At 36.1% G+C, this 22,076-nt stretch carries 22 protein-coding genes and 1 pseudogene; 9 read left to right on the top strand and 14 right to left on the bottom strand.

Annotation, left to right across the window (positions count from 1 at the left end; all coding sequences use genetic code 11):
• Window positions 1–67: 67 nt before the first annotated feature.
• Both BEN71_RS07655 and hemE read right to left on the bottom strand, forming a co-directional pair.
• Entirely contained in the window at window positions 68–874 is an 807-nt protein-coding gene (locus BEN71_RS07655; protein ID WP_068976115.1) for a DUF817 family protein, read from the bottom strand.
• A gap of 33 nt (window positions 875–907) precedes the next feature.
• Entirely contained in the window at window positions 908–1,981 is a 1,074-nt protein-coding gene (gene hemE / locus BEN71_RS07650) for a uroporphyrinogen decarboxylase (protein ID WP_068976116.1), read from the bottom strand.
• 278 nt (window positions 1,982–2,259) lie between these two features.
• On the opposite strand from hemE, the gene BEN71_RS07645 reads away from it, so the two are divergent.
• Together BEN71_RS07645 and BEN71_RS07640 are read left to right on the top strand one after the other, a co-directional pair.
• A complete protein-coding gene (locus BEN71_RS07645) occupies window positions 2,260–3,498 on the top strand; it encodes a L,D-transpeptidase family protein (protein WP_068976117.1) in 1,239 nt (412 codons plus the stop codon).
• A 263-nt stretch (window positions 3,499–3,761) separates the two neighbouring features.
• Window positions 3,762–4,451 carry a pirin family protein gene (locus BEN71_RS07640; RefSeq protein ID WP_068976118.1) on the top strand — a complete coding sequence of 230 codons (690 nt, stop codon included), beginning with the start codon at window positions 3,762–3,764 and terminating at the stop codon, window positions 4,449–4,451.
• 351 nt (window positions 4,452–4,802) lie between these two features.
• Here the strand turns inward: BEN71_RS07640 and BEN71_RS07635 are convergent, their stop codons facing one another.
• The 4 genes from BEN71_RS07635 to BEN71_RS07620 form a co-directional block, all read right to left on the bottom strand.
• On the bottom strand, window positions 4,803–5,555 hold the full coding sequence (locus tag BEN71_RS07635) for a class II aldolase/adducin family protein (RefSeq protein ID WP_068976119.1): 753 nt from the start codon (window positions 5,553–5,555) through the stop codon (window positions 4,803–4,805).
• A gap of 173 nt (window positions 5,556–5,728) precedes the next feature.
• Window positions 5,729–6,861 (bottom strand): IS3-like element ISAba14 family transposase gene (locus BEN71_RS07630; protein WP_223155595.1). Its coding sequence is split into 2 segments (ribosomal slippage): window positions 5,729–6,609 and window positions 6,609–6,861, totalling 1,134 coding nucleotides; the frame shifts between segments, so codons are not numbered across the junction.
• 245 nt (window positions 6,862–7,106) lie between these two features.
• Complete coding sequence (locus BEN71_RS07625) at window positions 7,107–7,346, bottom strand: hypothetical protein (protein WP_068972836.1); 240 nt, start codon at window positions 7,344–7,346, stop codon at window positions 7,107–7,109.
• A 201-nt stretch (window positions 7,347–7,547) separates the two neighbouring features.
• On the bottom strand, window positions 7,548–8,159 hold the full coding sequence (locus BEN71_RS07620; protein ID WP_068972835.1) for a LexA family protein: 612 nt from the start codon (window positions 8,157–8,159) through the stop codon (window positions 7,548–7,550).
• Between the two features lie 288 nt (window positions 8,160–8,447).
• On the opposite strand from BEN71_RS07620, the gene BEN71_RS07615 reads away from it, so the two are divergent.
• The 3 genes from BEN71_RS07615 to BEN71_RS07605 all read left to right on the top strand — a co-directional run bounded on the left by BEN71_RS07615 (window position 8,448) and on the right by BEN71_RS07605 (window position 11,352).
• Window positions 8,448–8,681, top strand: a complete 234-nt coding sequence (locus tag BEN71_RS07615) for a hypothetical protein (RefSeq protein ID WP_068972834.1) — start codon at window positions 8,448–8,450, stop codon at window positions 8,679–8,681.
• A gap of 264 nt (window positions 8,682–8,945) precedes the next feature.
• Window positions 8,946–9,938: a hypothetical protein gene (locus tag BEN71_RS07610; RefSeq protein WP_068972833.1), complete on the top strand. Its 993-nt coding sequence runs from the start codon at window positions 8,946–8,948 to the stop codon at window positions 9,936–9,938.
• A 346-nt stretch (window positions 9,939–10,284) separates the two neighbouring features.
• Window positions 10,285–11,352 carry a hypothetical protein gene (locus tag BEN71_RS07605; protein WP_068972832.1) on the top strand — a complete coding sequence of 356 codons (1,068 nt, stop codon included), beginning with the start codon at window positions 10,285–10,287 and terminating at the stop codon, window positions 11,350–11,352.
• Between the two features lie 92 nt (window positions 11,353–11,444).
• On the opposite strand, the gene BEN71_RS07600 is transcribed toward BEN71_RS07605, so the two are convergent.
• The gene (locus BEN71_RS07600) at window positions 11,445–12,077 is read right to left on the bottom strand and encodes a hypothetical protein (protein ID WP_068972831.1); all 633 of its coding nucleotides are present in this window, start codon (window positions 12,075–12,077) and stop codon (window positions 11,445–11,447) included.
• A gap of 89 nt (window positions 12,078–12,166) precedes the next feature.
• Between BEN71_RS07600 and BEN71_RS07595 the strand changes: the two genes are divergently transcribed.
• The 3 genes from BEN71_RS07595 to BEN71_RS07580 all read left to right on the top strand — a co-directional run bounded on the left by BEN71_RS07595 (window position 12,167) and on the right by BEN71_RS07580 (window position 14,556).
• Complete coding sequence (locus BEN71_RS07595) at window positions 12,167–12,544, top strand: DUF3144 domain-containing protein (RefSeq protein WP_068972830.1); 378 nt, start codon at window positions 12,167–12,169, stop codon at window positions 12,542–12,544.
• Window positions 12,545–12,607: 63 nt separating this feature from the next.
• Entirely contained in the window at window positions 12,608–13,006 is a 399-nt protein-coding gene (locus BEN71_RS07590) for a DUF3144 domain-containing protein (protein WP_068972829.1), read from the top strand.
• 485 nt (window positions 13,007–13,491) lie between these two features.
• Complete coding sequence (locus BEN71_RS07580) at window positions 13,492–14,556, top strand: amidohydrolase family protein (protein WP_068972828.1); 1,065 nt, start codon at window positions 13,492–13,494, stop codon at window positions 14,554–14,556.
• Between the two features lie 247 nt (window positions 14,557–14,803).
• Here the strand turns inward: BEN71_RS07580 and BEN71_RS07575 are convergent, their stop codons facing one another.
• The 6 genes and pseudogenes from BEN71_RS07575 to yaaA all read right to left on the bottom strand — a co-directional run bounded on the left by BEN71_RS07575 (window position 14,804) and on the right by yaaA (window position 19,217).
• A complete protein-coding gene (locus tag BEN71_RS07575) occupies window positions 14,804–15,103 on the bottom strand; it encodes a hypothetical protein (protein ID WP_068972827.1) in 300 nt (99 codons plus the stop codon).
• Window positions 15,104–15,120: 17 nt separating this feature from the next.
• Window positions 15,121–15,537 (bottom strand): annotated as a pseudogene (locus tag BEN71_RS07570) (GlcG/HbpS family heme-binding protein).
• An 85-nt stretch (window positions 15,538–15,622) separates the two neighbouring features.
• Window positions 15,623–16,915, bottom strand: a complete 1,293-nt coding sequence (gene hemL, locus BEN71_RS07565; protein ID WP_068972826.1) for a glutamate-1-semialdehyde 2,1-aminomutase — start codon at window positions 16,913–16,915, stop codon at window positions 15,623–15,625.
• Window positions 16,916–16,980: 65 nt separating this feature from the next.
• Window positions 16,981–17,601: a thiamine phosphate synthase gene (gene thiE, locus BEN71_RS07560; protein WP_068972825.1), complete on the bottom strand. Its 621-nt coding sequence runs from the start codon at window positions 17,599–17,601 to the stop codon at window positions 16,981–16,983.
• A 187-nt stretch (window positions 17,602–17,788) separates the two neighbouring features.
• A complete protein-coding gene (locus tag BEN71_RS07555; RefSeq protein ID WP_068972824.1) occupies window positions 17,789–18,403 on the bottom strand; it encodes an HD domain-containing protein in 615 nt (204 codons plus the stop codon).
• Window positions 18,404–18,437: 34 nt separating this feature from the next.
• Entirely contained in the window at window positions 18,438–19,217 is a 780-nt protein-coding gene (yaaA, locus tag BEN71_RS07550) for a peroxide stress protein YaaA (RefSeq protein ID WP_068972823.1), read from the bottom strand.
• Window positions 19,218–19,340: 123 nt separating this feature from the next.
• On the opposite strand from yaaA, the gene BEN71_RS07545 reads away from it, so the two are divergent.
• Complete coding sequence (locus tag BEN71_RS07545) at window positions 19,341–19,973, top strand: alpha/beta hydrolase (protein ID WP_068972822.1); 633 nt, start codon at window positions 19,341–19,343, stop codon at window positions 19,971–19,973.
• Window positions 19,974–19,982: 9 nt separating this feature from the next.
• Here BEN71_RS07545 and rtcR read toward each other — a convergent pair whose 3' ends face one another.
• Window positions 19,983–21,575: an RNA repair transcriptional activator RtcR gene (rtcR, locus tag BEN71_RS07540; protein WP_068972821.1), complete on the bottom strand. Its 1,593-nt coding sequence runs from the start codon at window positions 21,573–21,575 to the stop codon at window positions 19,983–19,985.
• Window positions 21,576–22,076 lie beyond the last annotated feature (501 nt).

Below are 22,076 nucleotides of genomic sequence, written 5' to 3'. Positions count from 1 at the left end.
CTATTACACCTGTTTAGATTTATCACATAAATTTAGATAAGCAAATCAAAATATGACAATTCAAAGACTATTTATTGTACTTATTTAGTGACCAATCACCACCTTTCGTACGTATACCAAGAATCTTGAGCACTAAAACGAGACTTAACAGTAGCAATAAGTACCAAGAACCTAGTTTTCCCCACCCGACCATGTGCCAAGCATCGACTTGACTTGGGTATAACCAAATTTTATAAAAGGTACTAATATTCTCTGCAATCCATATCAAGAATGCCAAAATAAGAAGCACTGGAAGCATCGGTAATTGAAATTGGTGTTGTTGTAATTCAAAGCGAATTTTGGTTTTCCAAAAAATCACAACGCTCCATAAAAAAAGTAAATTTCGAAAATCTGGAATAAAAAACTTGCTCATAAAATTGATATAGGACAACACTGCCAAACTGAGCATATTGGCAAAACTAGGTAGTTTTGAAAATGAAACTTGATAGAGTCGTAAGGATCGTGCAAAAAAACTACCCACTGCTGAATACATAAATCCAGCAAATAAAGGGACTGTTAATAATTTGAAAACCGCAGGTTGAGGATATTGCCAAGATGCAATTTGTGGGTGCGTAAGAAAGATCTCCATCCCCATTGCCATGATATGAAATAAAGCAATGACTTTGGCTTCTGACCATGATTCAAGTTTTAAATAGAGCAAACACACTTGAATGATCAGGGCATAAAATAGTAAATAGTCATAGCGAAAGAAACCATAAAACTCATGGCTTTCCATATGCGCTGTCAACACAAAAGCTATGAGCAATAAAATACCAAATAAGGCAGCCGATGCTGCCTTATAAAGGAATTCAAATAATGATTTGAAATAGATCATGAAAATATCAACATAGGTCTTTTAGATATTCCATTAACCTAAATATTTCGCGCTATATTCATGTACAGTATCGATAAACGCTTTCGGACGTTCAGGATCAACCCATTGCGTAATCCCATGACCTAAGTTCGCCACATAACCTGTTTTTTCGCCATTGGCATACGCATCGTCTAACATTGCTTTGGTGGCTTTTTCAATTGTTGCAGCCGATCCATATAATGTTGCAGGGTCTAAGTTCCCTTGTAGCGCCGCACGACCATTGACTGTTTGACGCGCCACATTCAATGGTGTCGTCCAATCTAAACCAAAAGCATCCGCCCCTGTGGCAACCATTGGTTCTAACCATTGACCACCGCCTTTGGTGAATAAAATCACAGGCACTTTACGCCCTTCATTTTCACGTTTTAAGCCTGCAACGATTTTCTGCATGTATTTCAAAGAAAATTCTAAATATTCACGATGTGCTAATGCACCACCCCAACTATCAAAAATTTGTACTGCTTGTGCACCTGCATCAATTTGAGCATTTAAATAGTCAATGACAGCGTCTGCTAAACGATCTAACAAAGCATGGAGAACTTCTGGCTGGGCATACATCATTTGTTTGGTAAAGCGGAAATCTTTACTTGAACCGCCCTCAATCATATAAGTCGCCAATGTCCAAGGGCTGCCTGAGAAACCAATCAAAGGAACTTGACCACCCAGCGCTGAGCGAATCGTTGTTACAGCATTCATTACATAATCAAGATCAGACTTGGCATTGAATTTCGGTAAATTCGCCACATCTTGTTCGGTACGCACTGTTTTGTGAAATTTAGGACCTTCACCTGTTTCAAAATAAAGCCCTAAACCCAATGCATCTGGAACTGTTAAAATGTCAGAAAATAGAATTGCAGCATCAAGATCGTAACGGCGCAAAGGTTGCAAAGTCACTTCACAAGCAAAATCATTATTTTTACAAAGGGAAAGAAAGTCACCTGCTGTCGCACGTGTTGCACGATATTCTGGTAAATAACGTCCCGCTTGTCGCATCATCCATACTGGTGTTGTATCTACAGGCTCACGCAATAAGGCACGTAGAAAGCGATCATTTTTTAAGGTCGTCATTTACTTTCCCAATCTAAAAATTAAATTCTCCCCATCATAGCAAAAAGGCTTGTGATTTAATCATTTCTACGCACTATTTATTGATAAAGTTTATGGATTATTTGATTGATTTAAATTGTAAATGCATATACGAAAATAAAACAAAACCATCTTTGAGTTAAAATTTCTATAGGAAAAAATGATCAACACAAAACAAATACTGCAACACCTTCTAAATTCTGTAATACTTGCTAGGATTTTTTGTTATACATTATGAATAATTCTTAAGGTTGATTTACATGTTCGTTCGCTCAATTCTTGCTTTGAGTTTAAGCTGTTTATTAACAGGTACAGCTTTTGCTGCATCTACGGCGGAGCAACCTCTCACACCTAAAAAAGTTGCAGCTCCTGTAGAGGATCCAATTGATCCACTTGCTATTGATAATTCAGCATCAAGTGTTGAGGCTCAGATTAGCCCGCAAGAGCAACAAGATTTAAATAAAGCAGCAGATACACTGCAAAATTTAGAACAAACAGAGTCTAAGAACTCAGAAACAGCTCAAGCACCAACGGCTACCACTACGACAGCTCCTGCTACTGCAAAAACAGCCAGCAATCCAAATGCACCTAAAGCCTCTTGGACTTTAGATGGTATGAACAACGCGTCATGGTATGAAAATATCGGTAAAGGACAGTTCCCTGTCTATGCGCGCGCGCATGTAATGTTAAATAACTCACATGCTTCGCCAGGTGCAATTGATGGCTCTAGCGGTATGAATACTTTAAAGGCAATTGCTTCATTCCAACAAATGAACGGAATTAAACCGACTGGTGAACTCACCAAAGAAACATGGGATGCTTTAATTGCTAAACAAGGTAATAAACCTGCTTTTGTTGAATACACATTGACAGATGCTGACCTAAAAGGTCCATATGCAGCCTCAATCCCACGTGATTACGCATTACAAGCCAAAATGAAAGGGTTGTATTACACTCGTGTCACAGAAATGTTGGGTGAAAAGTTCCATATGGATGAGGATTTCTTAAAGAAATTAAATCCTAAAGCAACTTTCAAAAAAGCGGGTGAAAAAATCATTGTCACCAATATCCGTAATGACTTACCTGAAAATATTCATTTAATTGTTGCCCATAAAGGTGCTAAACAACTTTATTTGTTTAATGCACAAAATCAGATGGTTGGATCATTCCCAGCAACAATTGGTAGCTCAGACACACCTTCTCCGACAGGTACATATAAAGTTACAGGTGTAGCTCCAAATCCATGGTATGGATATTCACCAAGTAACTTCTTACAAGGCAATAACCGTAAACCATTGTCATTACCACCTGGTCCAAATGGTCCTGTAGGTAATATCTGGATTGGTTTAAGCAAAAAGTCATTTGGTATTCACGGTACACCGAACCCTTCAGCAATTTCAAAAACTGCTTCTCATGGTTGTATTCGTTTAACCAACTGGGATGCCAATGATTTAGGTCGAAAAGTTAAGTCTGGTGTTACTGTTAAATTCTTAGAATAATTTTTGATTTACAGTACATATCAAAAAACCAGTGTTAAGGCACTGGTTTTTTATTGGGTTGCCCGAATTGATCGCAAGTTCATAATTTTTATTAAAATAAGCCAAAATAAAATCTATCAAAAGCCTTAACTAAAAAGGCTGATTCAATACAATCTTTGATCATTTCAGAATCAGAACGATACGTTGTATTTTTAAGGTTTTATCCCAATTATATAAAGCATAAACTGAGCTCAAGTTAAAAAATAAAGAATTGGAGATTTGAAATGAATACATTCTTACATCACAGTGAAAATCGTGGTCATGCCCAAATTGGTTGGTTAGACAGCAAACATAGTTTTTCGTTTGGGAGTTGGTACGATCCTAAATACATGGGTGTTGGTTCATTGCGCGTGATTAATGATGACACCATCGCTGCACATAATGGCTTTGGTACTCATCCACATGACAATATGGAAATCTTGACCTGTGTACTCAAAGGTACAATTTCTCATAAAGACACCATGGGTAATGAGCGCCATATCAATGCGGGTGAATGGCAGTTGATGAGCGCAGGTACAGGTGTACAACATAGTGAAATGAATCAGGGAGATGAAGCTGTACATATGCTTCAAATCTGGGTGATTCCAAATGTACGTGATGCTGAACCGGATTATCAACAAATTGAACGTGATCCTAAAAAATCACCGAATGAATGGCAATTGATTGCAGGACCGAATGATAATGCACCTATGCATATACGCCAAAATGCTGAAATCAAAGCAGCGTATTTGGAAAATGGTCATTCACTTGAAGTCAAAGCAACTCAAAAGTTCAACTATGTACATGTGATTGAAGGTGAAATTGATATTGCAGGTCAAATCGTAAAACCAGGTGATGCTTATCTATTTGATGAGGATGCTACCATTGTTGCTAAAGAAAATAGCCAATTCATTTGGTTTGATCTCAACAACTAATCATCATTGGTAAAGAAAAACCTCCATATACCAATATGGAGGTTTTTTATGTTCTGGGAATTAGGGTCTGTTGACAATTCGTCTATGTTTGCGACTTTGTGTATTTTTTAGCTGATACTAGGCGTGAAATACGAAACTTAGTTATTCTAAGTGAGTAGTTCACAACGAAGTAGCAGCAAAAAATACACTAGTCCCGAAGGGTTGTGGCTAAAATTATCGCAAACTTCGTTATGAAGTTTAAAAATGGAACCACCATTCTTTGCACTTCATGCCTCGTCTGCTCAATTTTAGCCGACAACGCAAGCTATTTATGAAATGTCAACAGACCCTAACGAAGTTCTGAAAAATGAATCAAGAACAATAATCTTTCTTTTGATCTTTAATGAGTGATAAAGCTGCATTCCAAGCAGCATGAATAATAGGTTCCGCAGCATCACTTTCAAATTGTTTTAGCGTATATTCACACACTTCTTTATTTGGGTAATGCAATTTAGTACTACTCATTGCTTTGATTTGAATCTGGCAAGCTCGCTCCAAAAAATAAATCTCATGAAATGCTCGTGCGATTGAGTCCCCTGTCGCCAACAACCCGTGATTACGCAAAATCATACAACGATGTGTGCCTAAATCATTCACCAATCGCTCACGTTCTTCGGTAGAAAATGCAATCCCCTCATACTCATGGTACGCGATATTATTATAAAACTTGAGCGCATGTTGTGATAAAGGGAGTAAACCTTTCTCCTGAGCAGAAACTGCAATCCCATCTGCGGTATGAGTATGTATTACACAGTGAATATTTTCGCTCGCATGATGCAATGCAGAATGAATCACAAAACCTGCGACATTGACCATTTTCCCTTGATCATAGTCAGCAACGATCTTTCCTTCGTGATCGATTTTAACCAAATCTGATGCTGTCATCTGATCAAAAGTTACACCATAACGATTAATCAAAAAATGATTGGGTTCATCCGGAACACGCAGACTAATGTGTGTATCAATTAAATCCGTCATTTTATAATAAGCAATCAAACGATACAGTGCAGCCAACTGACAACGCGCTTTCCATTCCGATTTGTGAATATGCTTTGGTCTTTTCACTCTAAATCCTTTTATTTTTGAATTTTATCAATCTATATTTAACGTGAGATTAGGAAATAAACAAGCAATTGCTACTTAAAGCGCATTTAAAAAACGATCTATAATGATGTTTAGAGGTGGTCCCACTTGTTTGAACAACTAAAAGCGTATTTATAAGTGATATTCCGCTCTAGTTAAGCCACCTTGTTTTGTTGGGGTAGCTGATCATAGTAAAACTCATTTGGTGTCATTTTGTCTAGACTCGAATGAGGTCGTTTCAAATTATAAAACTCAAAATATGCACTTAATTGCTTTTTCGCATCTGTGACACTGCTATAAGCTTTGAGATACACCTCTTCATATTTAACGCTCCGCCATAATCGTTCAACCATCACATTATCTACCCATCGACCTTTACCATCCATACTGATTTGAATGCCATTTGATTTCAATACATCAATAAATGCATCACTGGTAAACTGGCTGCCTTGGTCTGTATTAAATATTTCAGGTCGACCATATTTTTCAATCGCTTCATTTAAAGCCGAAATACAAAAATCCACCTCCATACTAATCGATACCCTATGCGCAAGTACCTTGCGGCTATGCCAATCAATCACAGCACATAAATAAACAAAGCCTTTTGCCATAGGGATATACGTTATATCCGTAGACCACACTTGATTACTGCGCTGAATAGCCAACCCTTTGAGCAGATATGGATATTTACGGTGAGCTTGATTAGCCTGGCTTAAATTTGGTTTGCAATATAACGCCTGAATACCCATTTTCTTCATTAAAGTACGTGTATGACGTCGTCCTATATGATGTCCTTGACGATTCAACAAATCACGCATCATACGACTGCCTGCAAAAGGATATTGCATATGTAATTCATCAATACATCGCATCAGCTTCAGATCTGATGCACTCACAGGTTTTGGGCGATAGTAATAACAACCACGGGAGACTTTCAGCAGCTTAGCTTGCTTAGATACTGAAATCTGAAGTGAGTCGTCGATTAACTTTTGTGGTTGAAGCGGCCCAGTTTCTTCAACACACCTTCTAAAAAATCAATTTCTAATGCCTGCTCACCGATTTTTGCATGTAGTTTTTTTAGATCGATGGGTGGTTCTGTTGGAGCTTTTGATTGATCGAAAGCTTGCGAGGAAGCTGAGATCAATTGATTTTTCCAGTCAATAATTTGGTTTTGATGAACATCAAACTCAGCACTCAATTCAGCAAGTGTTTTTTCTGCTTTAATCGCAGCAAGTGCTACCTTAGCTTTAAAATCATTTGAATGATTTCTTCTTGGTCTACGTGCCATAAAATACTCCATATATTGATGTTTATAACATCATTTGAGGAGCAGAATATCACTTATAGGAGTTGTTCAAATTTACGGATCCATCTCTGTTTGATTGATTTAAATAAAAATCCAAATCAATTGATCAAAATTGATTTGGATCAAATAAAGCATTTTTGTTATTTCAAACCGACTTAATTCATTAGTATCTTCACTTAACCTTATGATAAAAAATAAATTTTATGTTTTAAAAAAAATTCAATCAATTAAATACTTAGCTGGTATAAAAGTTTCTTACCCTTAAAAGTTATATCTTTAATAAAAACAGTATCCTTATTATCTAAATAAGAAATTGCATCATCAATTTCAATATAGTTTTCGTCAATTAGCCATGAAATATCTAAATCATTTAAATCTACCATGCCAATTAAAAAAATGGCTTGATTCTTATTTTGTCGATTTTGAATATTTTTTAAAGTTTCGCGTATCGTATTTAAATCTTTCATTCTTAGATCTCATCGTGTTTATAGTATCTATTATATTTAAGATAGAGATGAATACTAGGCTGAAAAACACCCAATACGACAAATAATGACGTACTAGGCACAGTTAATCAGCACATAAAACTAAAAAAGTGACTACAAAAAATATAATCAACGTGAATCATCAAAGAATAATATTAAGATAAAACCATGAAATAGAAATATTTAGCGCATCGGTTTTAAGTTGTAGGTCACAACGCCCCAAATCTCAAACTCTTGTCCTTCTTCTATATAAATATTTTTAAAATCAGGATTTTCAGCTTTGAGCCAGACTTTTGGTGGATCAAACTGTTTATCGATCATCAAACGTTTCACCGTAAAATCATTGTCTATTCGTGCAATGATAATATCGCCAGATTTCGCAGAAAGACTCCGATCAACAACCAAAGGATCCTCAATATCAATGCCTACATCTAGCATAGACAAAGAATTGGCTTTGACAATAAATGTTGAGTTTTCATTGCGAATTAAATATTCATTCATGTCCAAAGACTGTTCTATCGTATCTTGAACAGCAACTGGCATCCCTGCTGCAACACGCTCTGTTGCTAAGGGAATTTGATAAATTTTATCATTCTTTGCTTGTACAGTTTGAATATTCAATGAGGTAGACAAGTCACTCTGTTGCGCATTTTTGAAATTTTTGAGTAACCAATTTTTGATAAAATCAGCTTGAGATTCAGGTACACGGATAACTTTTGTCGGCTCATTGAACTGCGCCTTTCGCCCTGCATTTGCCCTAGCACCTCCATGCTCAAACTCCACTTTTTTAGTCATTTTTTATCCTGTATGCTATATAAAACCAGTAAAATCAATATAACTCGAAAAAGTTACAAATTCAAGTTGACGTAAATTTATTTTTGCATAACAATAACGCTATCGATCAGTTTTGAACCATCTTGTTTTACATGGAAGTCTGAAGATATTCAATATACTTATCATAAATCAATAACTTAGAATGAAATATTCAACTAAAATTTTCTACTAATGTATTGATCTCTATGAATAAGTTCTCTGATCACAATATGCACTTAATTGAATGATTTTCTATGTGGAGACATAAAAATGGCGACTCAACGTGATGCAATTCTTGGTTATGCAGATGAACAACATGCGTACTATATCCGCCTGATCGAAAACAATAACGTCCTAGGCAGTCAGTATGGTTTGTTCTGTGAAAATACCAACAGCGACGATGCTGAAAGTATTATGACTACCTTGTTTTTAAAGAAATCTTTTTGGCTAAATGGCTCTGAATTTAACGATATCGTAAAAGGCTTAGAACCATTAGCACTTTAATTTAATGAATGAATTTTGTGTCAAAATAGAAGTTAACATGTCTATCTTCAATAGCTAAACTCAAATGAATACCTACAAATGTCGTTGCGTAACTTACAACACAACGACTATTTGAGTATGAAAAAATAAGTTGATATAGCCTTAGAAGTCTTGCCTAGTAGAATCATTCATAGACTATTGTTTAAACAATATTGCAAAAAATAAAAAAATACCTATTATTACAAAGTGTTTTTTATATCACTTTATTATAACCTTGGATTACACATGAAAATTAAAGCACTTTCGTTCGCAATTTTATCATCACTATTACTCACGGCATGTGGCGGTGGCGATTCTGATTCTTCAAAAACGAATTCTAATGAAACCGTGAATAATAATAATAGTGAATGGGCTATGTATTATGTTGGAACATCTACATCAGATCCTTATCTTTTTACCAAGATAAAATACTCAATTTCAAATAAAGAAGCATACATCAATGTTGAATATACAGCGGATAATAACTTAAGCAACATTGATATTTCTGAATATATGCAATCATATTTAGCCAATGATGGTTTCTATGATCCAGCAAAGACCAAGTCCGAACTTGGTTATAATTTTGGTAAGTTTACTTCATACACTGATACCGTATGGACTTATACACCACAGTCAAATAGTGGAAATACAGCACTACAGCTGACTGAGAAATTTGAAAAAGTAAATCTAGCTGGTAAGTCAATTAGTGAATACCTAAGTGGTTTCGAACATTATGCAGGTCTCAATAATGCATTGAAATCAGAAGTAGGAAGCTATCCTGCTTATTATGTACAAAAGCTACAAGGGAAAACCTTTCCTGAGGGTTCGACTTGTTTAAGATCAGTATCTTCATCAAGTAATAATGATTTTGCCTATGTTGACTTAACATATGACTCATCAATATATGAGCCAAATTCATATTTTGATGGTGGATATAAAACAATCTCTATGGGGAATTATCCTTTATATTTAGCTACAGATTTAGACTACTACCTAGAATCTGAAGCTACAACGAAAATTGGCGCTAATTATTATTCTGCCGAATTTAATAAAAAAGGCACTTACTATACTCTAGCCGAGCATATTGCTGAGTATGAAAGAGATTTAGCTTATGCAGTTCAAAAGTTTGGAAAAAATAGTACCGAGGCTCAAGTTCAAGACGCTTATTTAAACGGACTAAAAACTGAATGTGCCTTATTTAACAAAACAGCGAGTGTCGCAATTGATGCCGTTCGTTAATTAAAATCCAATGCCTACTAATCTCGTATTTATTAGTAGGCATTAACTTCACTGATAGAATAATATTAGTCATTAGTTTTATAGTAAAATTCTATAGTAACATAATTTTACAAAATCAAATTCACTCATAATTCCGTGTTTAAATTTAGATAAACTTAACAACAATAAACTTTAAATAGAAAAAAATTAATGGAAATGAAAAAATCTTCCTTATTCTTTATTTTTTCTTTATTTTAGCTAAAACAAAATAATGTGACACCCATCACATTAATATTGTGTTCTCAAAATTCTAGTGTATTTTTTATTATGGGAATTACATCACACTATTAAAATAATTGGTGACACCATGAATGTTAAAATATTATCTTCCATCATCGTATCTTGTTTAACACTTACAGCTTGTGGCGGTGGTGGAGGTTCAGGATCCAACAATCCAAACAATGATAATCAAAACTTAGCTGCTAACCAAGCGCAAGCTCCTATAGAACCGCAACAAGCACCTGTGAATACAACTCCACAAAACAATAATGGAACATGGAGCAACTATACAGCGACTGGTTTTGATAGTGTTAGTTTTCAAAAAGAAACTTTGACCATTGAAAATGGAAACGTATATAACCAAATAATAAATACAGCTGAATCATTATACAAACCATTAGATCCATTATATTTTAGCCCAATGGGTATTTATCATAACAATCAAACTTCGACAAAATATGGCACTCAAATTGGCAATATTTTAAAGAAATCTGATACAGAAATTTCGTATACACCATATACAACCCAGTTAAATACAGCTGATTTAATTTTCACAAAAAAGATTAAAACCATAGATATATCAGGACAAAAAGTACTCAATAATGTATTTAATGAACAGTTCAATATCATGACCAGTTATCAAGATTGGAAATGGGTCAATAGTATAGTTGGTACAGCCATGTACAATTGGTTCAAAAGGCAAAATGAAACCATCTTTCCAGCTGGATCGAAGTGTTTTAGCGTCATTACTGAAGAATCTAATATTCCATTTATTCGCACAGATATTAGTTTGCTAAGCCAAACATCTACACATGAATATGATATTGAAAGTTGGAGTGAATTAAAAAACTCACCAACATCTTTCATCGTGAATATGTTCAATATCACAGGCTTTTTTGAAAAAGATAATAACTATATATCAGACTACGGTATTATTGAATATAACGGCGTTCGCCGCTTTGTTGAGTATTTTAGAGGTGGAATCTATTATAATATTAATGACAAAATTAATAGCCTTGAGAGCATTGTTGAATCTTTTGATGAAGATGAAAAAGTAAAATTCAAAAAAGATCTAGAGCATTTAAAATACAATAATTGTGAATTTTATAATGAGGTTGCTTCAGAAACAATCGAAAGCAATTATTTGAAATTTTAAACACACAGTGTAAAGGTCAGATTAAATTTATCAATCTGACCTTTTTAATATCACACTTGCCAGCTAAATCTGCCTGTTTATTCACAGCAATTTTACCGATATTTCCCAAAAACTTTCCAAACCTCATTATCCGCAAGTGGATCACTATAACTATCATTGCGTTGTTTACGTGGCTTATCTCGTGCATCAACCAATTCAAAATCTTTTTCTGTACTTAAAATCAAACCATTCACATAAAAACGAGTACGGGTATATTCACTTGCACCATGTTGAAAAATATAAGTTCTTAAATCGATAAATTCACGATGCGCAACCAATGCAGCTGTATCATCACTATTCAGCCAATGGGTCATTTTCAAAATTTGTTCAGGTTTAAATTGACCACACTTTTCAATCAGTGATGCAATTCCACGAAACGTTTTCGACTCTTTTGCCCGTGTTTTATTGATACGAATACGATCTACATGAAAAAAGAACAATGGTAAATTTAAATGGCTCGGTAGCTGAATCGCATCCAAGACTTCGTCTTCCATAAAAGGTTGAAACAATTCTTGTGCCCTTTCAATCAGACCTATCCATTGTCGATAATAAGTATCCACCTCTGATTTTGAACCATAATAAATCGGTAAACCTTCAACATGGGCTAAATTTGCAGGCGGCCAAATATTTTGTCGTAATAAAGCAATATCACTTTTTAGACTTTGTATGGCAATCGCATCCTGCATGATTTACTCCTTAAGTAATTATAATGCTTAGGCTATTTTGAGTATGCTATAGTCAACGTATTGAAACAACATCTCTTTAAGGAAATATGATGTCTAATAATGATGATTTATATGAAGATAGTGAAAATGCTGAAGCTGAAGATCAATTTTTCGAGCGTGCGGATGAATTCATTGCTGTAGCAAATAACTTTGCCGATTCTACTCATCAAGTAACACATTTGACTGCTGAACCTGGGAAAGTAAGTGCATCATTCATGTTTGCAAATGCACGTTATAGTGTCTGGAATGCAGCGTGTTCATATCGTGAAGCTTCAGATTTCATCAAAGATCGCCAAGTCATTTTAGATTATTACATGGAACAATTTAAAAGCATGCTGGAAAATAATCTGGATGAATATGCAGATAATTTTGAAACGTATTTCCCAAAAACGGAAGATGATGAGGACGTAAAGCAGTCTTTTAGTTAATGGATTGTCAGGCATAGATTGCCTATAATACCCAACCAATGAAATACGCTATGTGGAAAAGTCATGTCTCAAAAAATCGATGCTACTGATATCACCGAAGAAGAAGCTTTAAATGCTGTTTTTTTTGAGCGTGCTGATGAATTTATCAAACAAGCCAACGAATTTTGCCGTCCACCAAAAGGGCAACAGCCAAACCCTGAAGAATTACGTGGTCAAGTCAGTGCCGCGATGTTATTTGCAACTGCACGTTTTAATACTTGGGTTGCAGCCAATACCTTTAAAGATGGCGATGAAATGCGTGATGCCAAAGAACAAGTGATGTCTTATGTATTACAGCAATTTCAAATGATGCTTGAAGATAACTACGACGAATATTGTGAACAGTTTGAAAACTATTTACGTTTCCGTAAAAATGAAGATTTCCATACTCACAAGCATGATCACGATGACCATAAACACTGATTGATTTAAATCAAAGTCATGGTTTTAAAATACGCGCGGTCTGAATAAGATCGCGCGTATTTTTATTTCTATAACTGATGTTGCGTAGTCATATCAAAATTGTAGATTGTACCTAGATACAAAGTGGATACGCGATAACGTCATCCGCATTTGTCTGAGGCAAGACTACTTCTGACTATAAATGTTTCTGCGATATATTCAATATTTTGACGTGAGTTGGCGAGTTCTGCGGATGACAATGGTTTTGCCTACTTTTTCCGAAAAAAAAGTAGGGCGAGCCGCAGGCTAACCCTGAAATTAAAACTTTCGATGTGCGACTCCGCCGAGTGTGCCCTAAAACAATTTGAAAGGTGCTTTGTTTTTTAAAGTGCGTAACATCAATCAATAAAAAGATAATGCATAAAATTTAACAACTCACTACATTCACAATTTACAAAAATAAGGTATTGTATTTATTTGATAAGAAATAACAATTTGGACGTTATATGCAAAAAATAGACTTCGCCATTATTGACCCACATATTCATCAATGGGATCCCTACAATACCCCACATGCAGCTGCACTTGCGGTCAAACTTTTAGGTAAACGTCCATATCTATTGGATAAAATGGTTCGTTTAGTCAAATCTAAAGATTTGATTGATACCATTGGGTTGACCTCGCATATTACTCGTCCTTATTTACCTCAAGATTATAAAAATGATCTTGGACAATATCATGTGGAACAAGTGGTTCATATCGAAGCCAGTTGGGCAAAACACAAAGGTAAAGGTGTTGTAGGCGAAACAGAATTTATTGAATCACTTCCGTTTGGTGAAGACACTGTAAAGCTCGGTGGGATTGTTGCAACAGCTGATCCTTGTGACAGTAATTTTAAAAAGATCCTCAAATTACATCAAAAAGCCTCGCCGCATTTGCGTGGTATACGTCGGATGGCTTCATATCATGAAGATAAAGGCATTCACAATTGGACAGAAAACCCTAGCTTATATACCGATAAAAAATTTCTAAAAGGTTTTGAGCAACTCGCGCAACACAATCTCAGTTTTGATGCATGGGTTTATTCACAACAAATTCCAGATGTGATTGCGCTGGCAAAAAGATTTCCTGAAACATCCATTGTGTTAGATCATTTAGGTACGCCAGCAGGATTATTTGGAAAAGTTGGGCAAAATACAGGGCTCACTCAAACGGCGCGTGAAAATATTTTTTACCAATGGCAAGACTATATTGCTGAATTATCGACATGTCCGAATGTCTATACGAAAATGTCAGGCTTATTTATGCCAGTTTTGGGGCATCAATTTTATAAAAAGAAGCAATTGGCTTCAAAGCAGCAAATTATTGACCTTGTTTCTCCTTTGATTCTGCATGCATTGGAAAGTTTTGGGACATATCGTGTGATGTTTGCTTCAAATTTTCCGATGGATCGAGTCAATACCAGTCTGGTCAATATCATTGATGCCTTTAGTGATATTGTGCAGCAATATGATGAAACGGCTTTAGAAAAAGTATTCCATCACAATGCCAAACAGTTCTATCGCTTATAATTTATTTTCAATAAGTTAAGCGCACAAAACTTAACTTATTGTATTTTATATAAGTGCTATTTATAAAATTCTAAATATTTAGGTTAATAAAAAACACTGAATAAAATTTCATAAATAATCTCAGCCTCATTGATATGCCTAAGCCAATGTGTGTAGTCATCAAGACTATCTAAGTCAGGTACACATAAACCTGTTTCAAGGGTTAATATCCATTGTGTTAACAGCTTTTTAAAATGGTAAAAAATACTTAGTAATTTGACTGTTTTAAGTTCAAAACTTTATTCATTTGTTCTTTTTGCTCTTTCGTTGCATCAGGATATGAATAAAACCGATCATAATCTTTTCTAAATTGGCTACTTTCAATTTGCTTAGCCAATTGTTGAATAAAATCTTTTCCTCGTGATTTGTAAGCCTGCTTGGCATCTTCATCTAGAACAACAGTCTTTTCATAAGTTGCTATTCTTAAGTTAATAATCACATTCAAATATAGGCTTTCGTTATCCCTATACAATTCCCAATGATAAGGTTTTCTTTCTAATAATTGCATATTCGATCTATCCACTTTTAATCAACTTGCTTTAAAAACTTATCAATCGAAAATTGAGCAATCTCTGCATCCTGAAAAGATTTCACACCTGAAACGCCAATAGCACCAACCAATTGTCCGTCATACAAAATCGGTTCACCACCTTCCAGCATTCCAGAAAAGGAATTCATGGTCAGAAAACCCATTTGACCATTTTTAATCAAATTTTCAAACACAGCTGATGGACGACGACTGATCGCAGAACATCTGGCTTTTTCTACAGCCAAATTTGCAGTCATGGGCTAAGCCCCATCCATACGCTTCATCGCTAATAAATTGCCTGTTTCATCGACAATACAAATACTGACTTTAAATGCATGTTCCACTGCATATTGATGCGCCTGATTTAACAAAAATTCAGCATCAGATAGTACTAAATAATGTCTAGTTTTCATTCTCAAAATCCTATTTGAAATAAAAAAGCCCGTAGCGAACTACGAGCTTATTTTAAATAGAGTGATGATCAAAATCAGTAGACTTTTATTTCATTTCCGCAAAAACTTCTTTTGCCATATCAATGGTGAACTGAATATCTTCATCACTATGCGCAGCCGAAATAAAGCCTGCTTCAAATGCTGATGGTGCAAGGTTTACACCACGTTGCAACATACCGTGGAAGAATTTACGGAATGCGTCAACATCACATTTTAAGATATGGTCAAAACTGGTAATTTCAGTTTGATCTGTAAAATAAATACCAAACAAACCACCTGCTTGTTGCGTGAAGAATGGAATGCCTGCTTCATCTGCAGCTGCTTGTAAACCTTTCAACAATTTATCCAATGTTGCTGATAAATCTGTATAGAAGTTAGGTTGACGCAGGGTTTCAAACATTTTGATCCCTGCACGCATTGCCAATGGATTACCCGACAAAGTCCCTGCTTGATACACACCACCTAAAGGTGCAATACATTCCATAATTTCACGTTTACCACCAAATGCACCGACTGGAAGCCCTGCACCGATGATTTTACCTAATGTAGTCAAATCAGGTTTTACATTGTAATACGCTTGCGCACCACCCAATGCCACACGGAAACCTGTCATCACTTCATCGATAATAAAGACTGATTTATATTGATCACATTGCTCACGAATCGTTTCCAAGAAACCTTTGATCGGTTTTACAAGATTCATATTGCCAGCAACAGGTTCAACAATCACACCTGCAATTTCATTACCAAACTTGGCAAAACATGCTTTTACGGCTTCAATATCATTATATGGGAGAGTTAATGTATGCTTCGCAAAATCCGCAGGTACACCTTTAGAGGTCGGCTCGCCCATGGTCAACATGCCTGAACCTGCTTTGACTAAAAGTGAATCTGAATGACCGTGATAACAGCCTTCAAATTTCACGATCATGTCACGACCAGTATAACCACGTGCCAAACGAATTGCAGTCATAGTGGCTTCTGTACCTGAGTTGGTCATACGAACCAATTCAATCGAAGGTACAATTTCACAGATAATGTCCGCTAAAGTTGTTTCATGCACTGTTGGCGCACCAAAACTCAAGCCATCCACTGCTGCTTCTTGAACTGCTTTGATAATTTCAGGATGTGCATGCCCCAAAATCATGGGACCCCAAGAACCGACATAATCGACATAGCGTTTACCATCGACATCGTATAAATAAGCCCCTTTGGCTTTTTCGATAAATACTGGCGTACCACCCACACCATTAAACGCACGTACAGGTGAATTCACACCACCTGGAATATGTTTGCTGGCTTGTTTAAACAATTGCTCTTGCTTTGGAGATAAGCTCATAAATTTACCCTTTCTAAAATTCAACCAAAAACTTTAATACTATTACGATAATACCCAATACATATTTATGCTGTAGTATCAAAAAGCGCAGACCATTCATCCAAACGTTCAGGAATGGCATTCATCGGACGACCTAATATATCACTAATCACAGCACAATAATCTGCACCTGACTCAATCACAATTTTTGAATTTTCAACAGTTAAGCCACCAATTGCACAAATCGGTACGTTAAGTTGAGCTTTAGCTTGTTTTAAAGTTTCTAAACCAATATTCCCTGCTTCTGGTTTAGTATCTGTTGCATAGATTGCACCAAACGCCACGTAATTTGCACCATCTGCAATCGCTTGTTCAGCCAATTCCAAAGAATTATTACAACTACGTCCAATCAAAACATTATTTGGTAATTGTGCTACAGCTTCAACAATAGAGCCATCACCTTGTCCTAAATGTACGCCAACACCGTATTTGACTGCCATTTCAAGATCATCGTTAATTACGAATGGCACGCCATATTCTGCACACATGGCTTTCATATATTCCACTTCGTAAAATTGATCTTCTTTTGCGACTTTTTTACGACGATATTGCAACACAGCGATGCCACCATTTGCCATTGCCCCTTCCAATTTTGCCAGTAATAATTCTAAAGGGTCATCGTTGGTGATGAGGTAAAGACCGCGCATGGTATCATCCAAAAATTTTAATGTGGATTGATTATAGCTGAGAATCGTAGCGACTTTTTAGAATCTTAGCTGTGTATTTGAGCTGTACTATGATGAACTTGGAATAGTAACCTACATCGACGTCCAAATCTGTCAGCGAAATTCAAAAATCTAATCTAATATCACGTGTGACCTGCTTATCAATGAATTAGCCGATTAAAGAAAGATTTCTTTTCGCATGTTCTTCCAACAAATCTCTAAAATATTCAGTTTGATACAAAGGCTTCATCTGATAAAAATGCTTTAAAACCTCTGCCCTTTTTATCTTATACATTTCAGGCTCAACCCATGAATATTCTTGTTGAATCTGCTGTTCATATTCAGCAAAACGTTGTGGTGAACTACCTAAAATTGCGAGGTCTATATCCAGTAAATAATTTAAATCATGATCTTTTGAGGGTTGATGTTTCTTTGTGGCAATAATCCATTGTGCAACTTTTTCCAGCTTTTCTTTTTTAAGTATACCCACGCAATGCTTTTGCATGAGCTTTGCACTTTGTTCTTCATTGTCTGAGGCTTGGGGATTGTAAACCACATCATGAAACCAAATTGCCAATTCAATAGCGATTGGATCTTCTAATCGGTCTTTAATTTGGTGAAATAATTCAAGACATTCAATAATATGCTGATGTGTATGATAATAATTCTGTGAATAAGAGAATGAAAGTATCGACAATAATGATTCAGACTGGTTCTTAGGAATATTTAATTCAGCTGAGAATTGCGCCCAATATTGCAGAAATTGATCGGTAAAATTTTGCATTGGACACAATCCTTATTCATTTTAATTCATTTAGTTAAGCCACTTGCTCATCACGTTTAAACACCAACTCACCTTGAATTGAGCTTTCCGCATCAAAATAATAACCATCGGTATTAAACGACTTTAAATCATCTAACTTTTCCAATTTATTTTGAATGATGTAACGCGCCATTAAACCACGGGCTTTTTTGGCATAAAAACTGATAACTTTATATTTGCCATTTTTCTGATCCAAGAATACAGGTTTGATAATTTCTGCATTAATTTTGGCTTCTTTGACTGACTTATAATATTCATCAGACGCAATATTCACCAGTACTTTTGAACCCGCTTGTTCTAAATCTTGGTTAATTAAATTGGTAATTCGATCTTCCCAAAAATCATAAAGATTTGTACCACGATCATTTTTCAGACGAATACCCATTTCCAAACGATACGGCATCATCAAATCTAATGGACGTAATAAACCATACAATCCTGACAAACTACGCAAATGATTTTGGGCGAATTGCAAATCATCTTCAGACAGACTATACGCATCTAAACCCGTATAAACATCGCCTTTAAAGGCAAAAATCGCCTGACGTGCATTGGCAAAACTAAAATCAGCATTCCAGTCACGGAAACGCGCTACATTCAGATTGGCGATTTTTTCACTCACCGTCATCAATTTTGCAATTTCTGACGCTGAAAGTTTACGACTTAGGTCTATAAGCTGTTGAGATTGGTCGAGTAGTCTTGGTAAAGTATGTATATCAGTCGGAAGTGCAGTTTCGTAATCGAGCGTCTTAGCAGGGGAAATTAAGGCGAGCATGGTTTTCCTGATCAAAAAATAACTAATCAAACTATAACAGTCGGATTATTTTAAATCCAATTCGTGTTTTCTGTGAACAAAATCGCTAAACTATACCACTTCCCTGCTCTGATCGTTTAAATTATGTCCGAACAAATGTTCATTCAAGGCGTGGTCGGCAAAATCGAAGTATTTGTTGATTATCCTGTAGGCGAAGTAAAAGGATTTGCTGTCGTTAGTCACCCCCATCCATTACAAGGTGGTACTCCTCAACATAAAGTTCCAGCTTTACTCGCACAAATCCTGAATGAACAGGGTTGTATCGTTTATCGTCCAAGTTTCCGTGGCTCAGGTCAAAGTGAAGGTGTTCACGATGAAGGCTTTGGCGAAACTGACGATATTTTAGCTGTCATCAAACATGTTCGGCAATTACACAAAAGTCTACCTTTCTATGTCGGTGGATTCAGTTTTGGCGCGCATGTCATGGCAAAAGCCTATTATCACCTGCCTGATGAAATTAAACCGAAACAAGTGATCTTATGTGGCTTACCTACAGCGACTGTCGATGGTGTTCGTCACTATGAAACCCCTGCGATTAAAGGGGATATTTTGTTTGTACATGGCGAAGCTGATCCAACGACTAAACTGTGTGATGTGTTGGAATGGGCGAAACCACAACGTCATATCATCACAGTGTTACCAGGTGCAAATCACTTCTTTACGGGTTATTTGAAACAATTGCGTATCGCAATCTCTCGTTTTCTTTTGGTACCTTAAATTCAAGGCTTAACCAATATCCGCCCACGTTAAACCAAACTTCGCCAGATACTTTTTGACCCGATCTGAGTCATTGGTACTTTGGCGTTGTTCACGGGAAATGGCAAATAAACGTCTGCCTGCATCTGCCATTGATTTTGACTGCTGACAGATATTAATCACCCCTTCAAGCTGAATCCGATCAAATTCATCAATTTCCGCCAACTGTTCTGTACTGAATAATGTGGTTAAATTGGAGACTTTTTCAGGTTCAGTCTGCAATTGCCATAAGCGTTGTAGCCTTTTGATTTCCGCCTCAACTTCAAGTAAACCAATTCGCTCACCATTCGCCAAAGTCGCCATTCGGGTTACACTTGCGGTTAAATCACGAAAATTACCCTGCCATGTCGCTTCAGAAGATTGCGAAAATTTTAAATATTTTTCCAAAGCATCACTATGAAAACGTAACTGACGCTGTTGTTGCATAGCAAAACGCTGTAATTCAAACTCAATATTCGGTGCAATATCTTCACGGCGATGTTTTAAATCAGGCAAAAAGAAAGTCCAAGTATTTAAACGTGCCCACAAATCTTCCCGAAAACGTCCCGCCTGCACTTCTGTTCGTAAATCCTTATTTGTTCCTGCAATCAATTGAAAATCTGCCTGAACTTCTTTGTCTGCACCAACAGGAAAAAAGGATTTATCCTCCAAAGCCTTGAGTAACATGGCTTGTTCATCGAGTCCCAATTCACCAATTTCATCTAAAAATAAAATCCCCCCATCGGCACTTTTTAAATAGCCTGTACGGGCGTTGGCTGCACCTGTAAATGAACCTTTGATATGTCCAAACAACGCTGACATTGCGCCATCACCGCATAAAGTCGCACAATTCACATCGACCAAACGTCCTTCTAAATGAAATTTCTCTTTTTTCAGTTGATAGATTTGTTTAGCTAAATGCGATTTACCCACCCCTGTCGCCCCCATAATTAAAATGGGCGCTGTGGAACGTGTTGCAACCAATTCAACTTCTTGAATCAGTTGATTAAAGTCTTTATTTTTCGTAGCAATATTGGCTTTGAGTTGTTGCCAATTGGCAGATTGTTCATTTTCAAAACGCTGTGTTAAAGCCGCATAACGTGATAAATCCAAATCAATAATGCGATATTCACCTTCGGGCTGTTGCTTGCCTGTCGGTGAGCTTTGAATGAGTTTTGCAGGTAAATAATGTGCATCTATGAGTAAATACCAACAGATTTGTGCAACATGAGTACCTGTGGTGATATGTAGAAAGTAATTATTCTTTTCTGTATCAAATGGATAGGATTTTACAAAGTCATACAATGCGCCATACATATCGGAAAAATCCCACGGATCACGGATATTGACCTGTTGTCCTGTGATCTGCGTAGAGGGTGAAATTTGCATAGCATCTTTTTTTAGATGCTCAATTAAACTTACACTACGGCGGTCATGCAAAAGTACCAATTCATCAACCAATAAATCTTCATGCATCAGCAAACTCATGGTTGGACGCCAACGCTGCCAGCGTTCTTCTTTTTTGCCTTGATCTAAAGTCGACCCCACAAAACCGATAACCACTGTTTTTTTAGACTTTTCCATATTTTCTATAAAATTTTATAATTTCAATGGGTTTAATATAGCGAATATCTAATATTTAAACTATGCATATAAATAAGACCTTTTGCGTAAGTGATAAAATGTTCAAATTTTAGAGTCAAAACATATCTAAAAAATATTGGAAGTCCCTTCTCTTGCGCCATATATGGCTCAGGGATGAGGAAGCAATTCCGCAAGAGGATGAGGGATCTTAAGAAAAACATCCCCCTAGCTTTCACTGGTGCTTTATTTTAAAACAGTGCTTTAAAACTTGCTTAGAAAAGGGAATATTCAAAATTGATCTAAATCAATCTGAAACAAACTACCGCAAGAAGTCCATACGACTAAGCAATACTGAATAAATAACGTGTTATAATCACTCCGCACAAAACTGCCCTTCCTTTTTCGCCATCACCGTCTGCAATGACATTTCTTGATGGATTCTTCTTCGGTTTTTTGCCAAAAAATATTGATTTTATACGCTTATTTAGAAAAATTAGGTTT

The organism is Acinetobacter wuhouensis (assembly GCF_001696605.3).
In the GTDB taxonomy this organism is placed as follows: Bacteria; Pseudomonadota; Gammaproteobacteria; order Pseudomonadales; family Moraxellaceae; genus Acinetobacter; species Acinetobacter wuhouensis.
This window is presented reverse-complemented; position numbering and strand designations above follow the sequence as displayed.

Coding starts and splice junctions, on each gene's coding strand:
- BEN71_RS07655 (WP_068976115.1), bottom strand. CDS start 874: ATGATCTATTTCAAATCATTATTTGAATTCCTTTATAAGGCAGCATCG.
- hemE (WP_068976116.1), bottom strand. CDS start 1,981: ATGACGACCTTAAAAAATGATCGCTTTCTACGTGCCTTATTGCGTGAG.
- BEN71_RS07645 (WP_068976117.1), top strand. CDS start 2,260: ATGTTCGTTCGCTCAATTCTTGCTTTGAGTTTAAGCTGTTTATTAACA.
- BEN71_RS07640 (WP_068976118.1), top strand. CDS start 3,762: ATGAATACATTCTTACATCACAGTGAAAATCGTGGTCATGCCCAAATT.
- BEN71_RS07625 (WP_068972836.1), bottom strand. CDS start 7,346: ATGAAAGATTTAAATACGATACGCGAAACTTTAAAAAATATTCAAAAT.
- BEN71_RS07620 (WP_068972835.1), bottom strand. CDS start 8,159: ATGACTAAAAAAGTGGAGTTTGAGCATGGAGGTGCTAGGGCAAATGCA.
- BEN71_RS07615 (WP_068972834.1), top strand. CDS start 8,448: ATGGCGACTCAACGTGATGCAATTCTTGGTTATGCAGATGAACAACAT.
- BEN71_RS07610 (WP_068972833.1), top strand. CDS start 8,946: ATGAAAATTAAAGCACTTTCGTTCGCAATTTTATCATCACTATTACTC.
- BEN71_RS07605 (WP_068972832.1), top strand. CDS start 10,285: ATGAATGTTAAAATATTATCTTCCATCATCGTATCTTGTTTAACACTT.
- BEN71_RS07600 (WP_068972831.1), bottom strand. CDS start 12,077: ATGCAGGATGCGATTGCCATACAAAGTCTAAAAAGTGATATTGCTTTA.
- BEN71_RS07595 (WP_068972830.1), top strand. CDS start 12,167: ATGTCTAATAATGATGATTTATATGAAGATAGTGAAAATGCTGAAGCT.
- BEN71_RS07590 (WP_068972829.1), top strand. CDS start 12,608: ATGTCTCAAAAAATCGATGCTACTGATATCACCGAAGAAGAAGCTTTA.
- BEN71_RS07580 (WP_068972828.1), top strand. CDS start 13,492: ATGCAAAAAATAGACTTCGCCATTATTGACCCACATATTCATCAATGG.
- BEN71_RS07575 (WP_068972827.1), bottom strand. CDS start 15,103: ATGCAATTATTAGAAAGAAAACCTTATCATTGGGAATTGTATAGGGAT.
- hemL (WP_068972826.1), bottom strand. CDS start 16,915: ATGAGCTTATCTCCAAAGCAAGAGCAATTGTTTAAACAAGCCAGCAAA.
- thiE (WP_068972825.1), bottom strand. CDS start 17,601: ATGCGCGGTCTTTACCTCATCACCAACGATGACCCTTTAGAATTATTA.
- BEN71_RS07555 (WP_068972824.1), bottom strand. CDS start 18,403: ATGCAAAATTTTACCGATCAATTTCTGCAATATTGGGCGCAATTCTCA.
- yaaA (WP_068972823.1), bottom strand. CDS start 19,217: ATGCTCGCCTTAATTTCCCCTGCTAAGACGCTCGATTACGAAACTGCA.
- BEN71_RS07545 (WP_068972822.1), top strand. CDS start 19,341: ATGTCCGAACAAATGTTCATTCAAGGCGTGGTCGGCAAAATCGAAGTA.
- rtcR (WP_068972821.1), bottom strand. CDS start 21,575: ATGGAAAAGTCTAAAAAAACAGTGGTTATCGGTTTTGTGGGGTCGACT.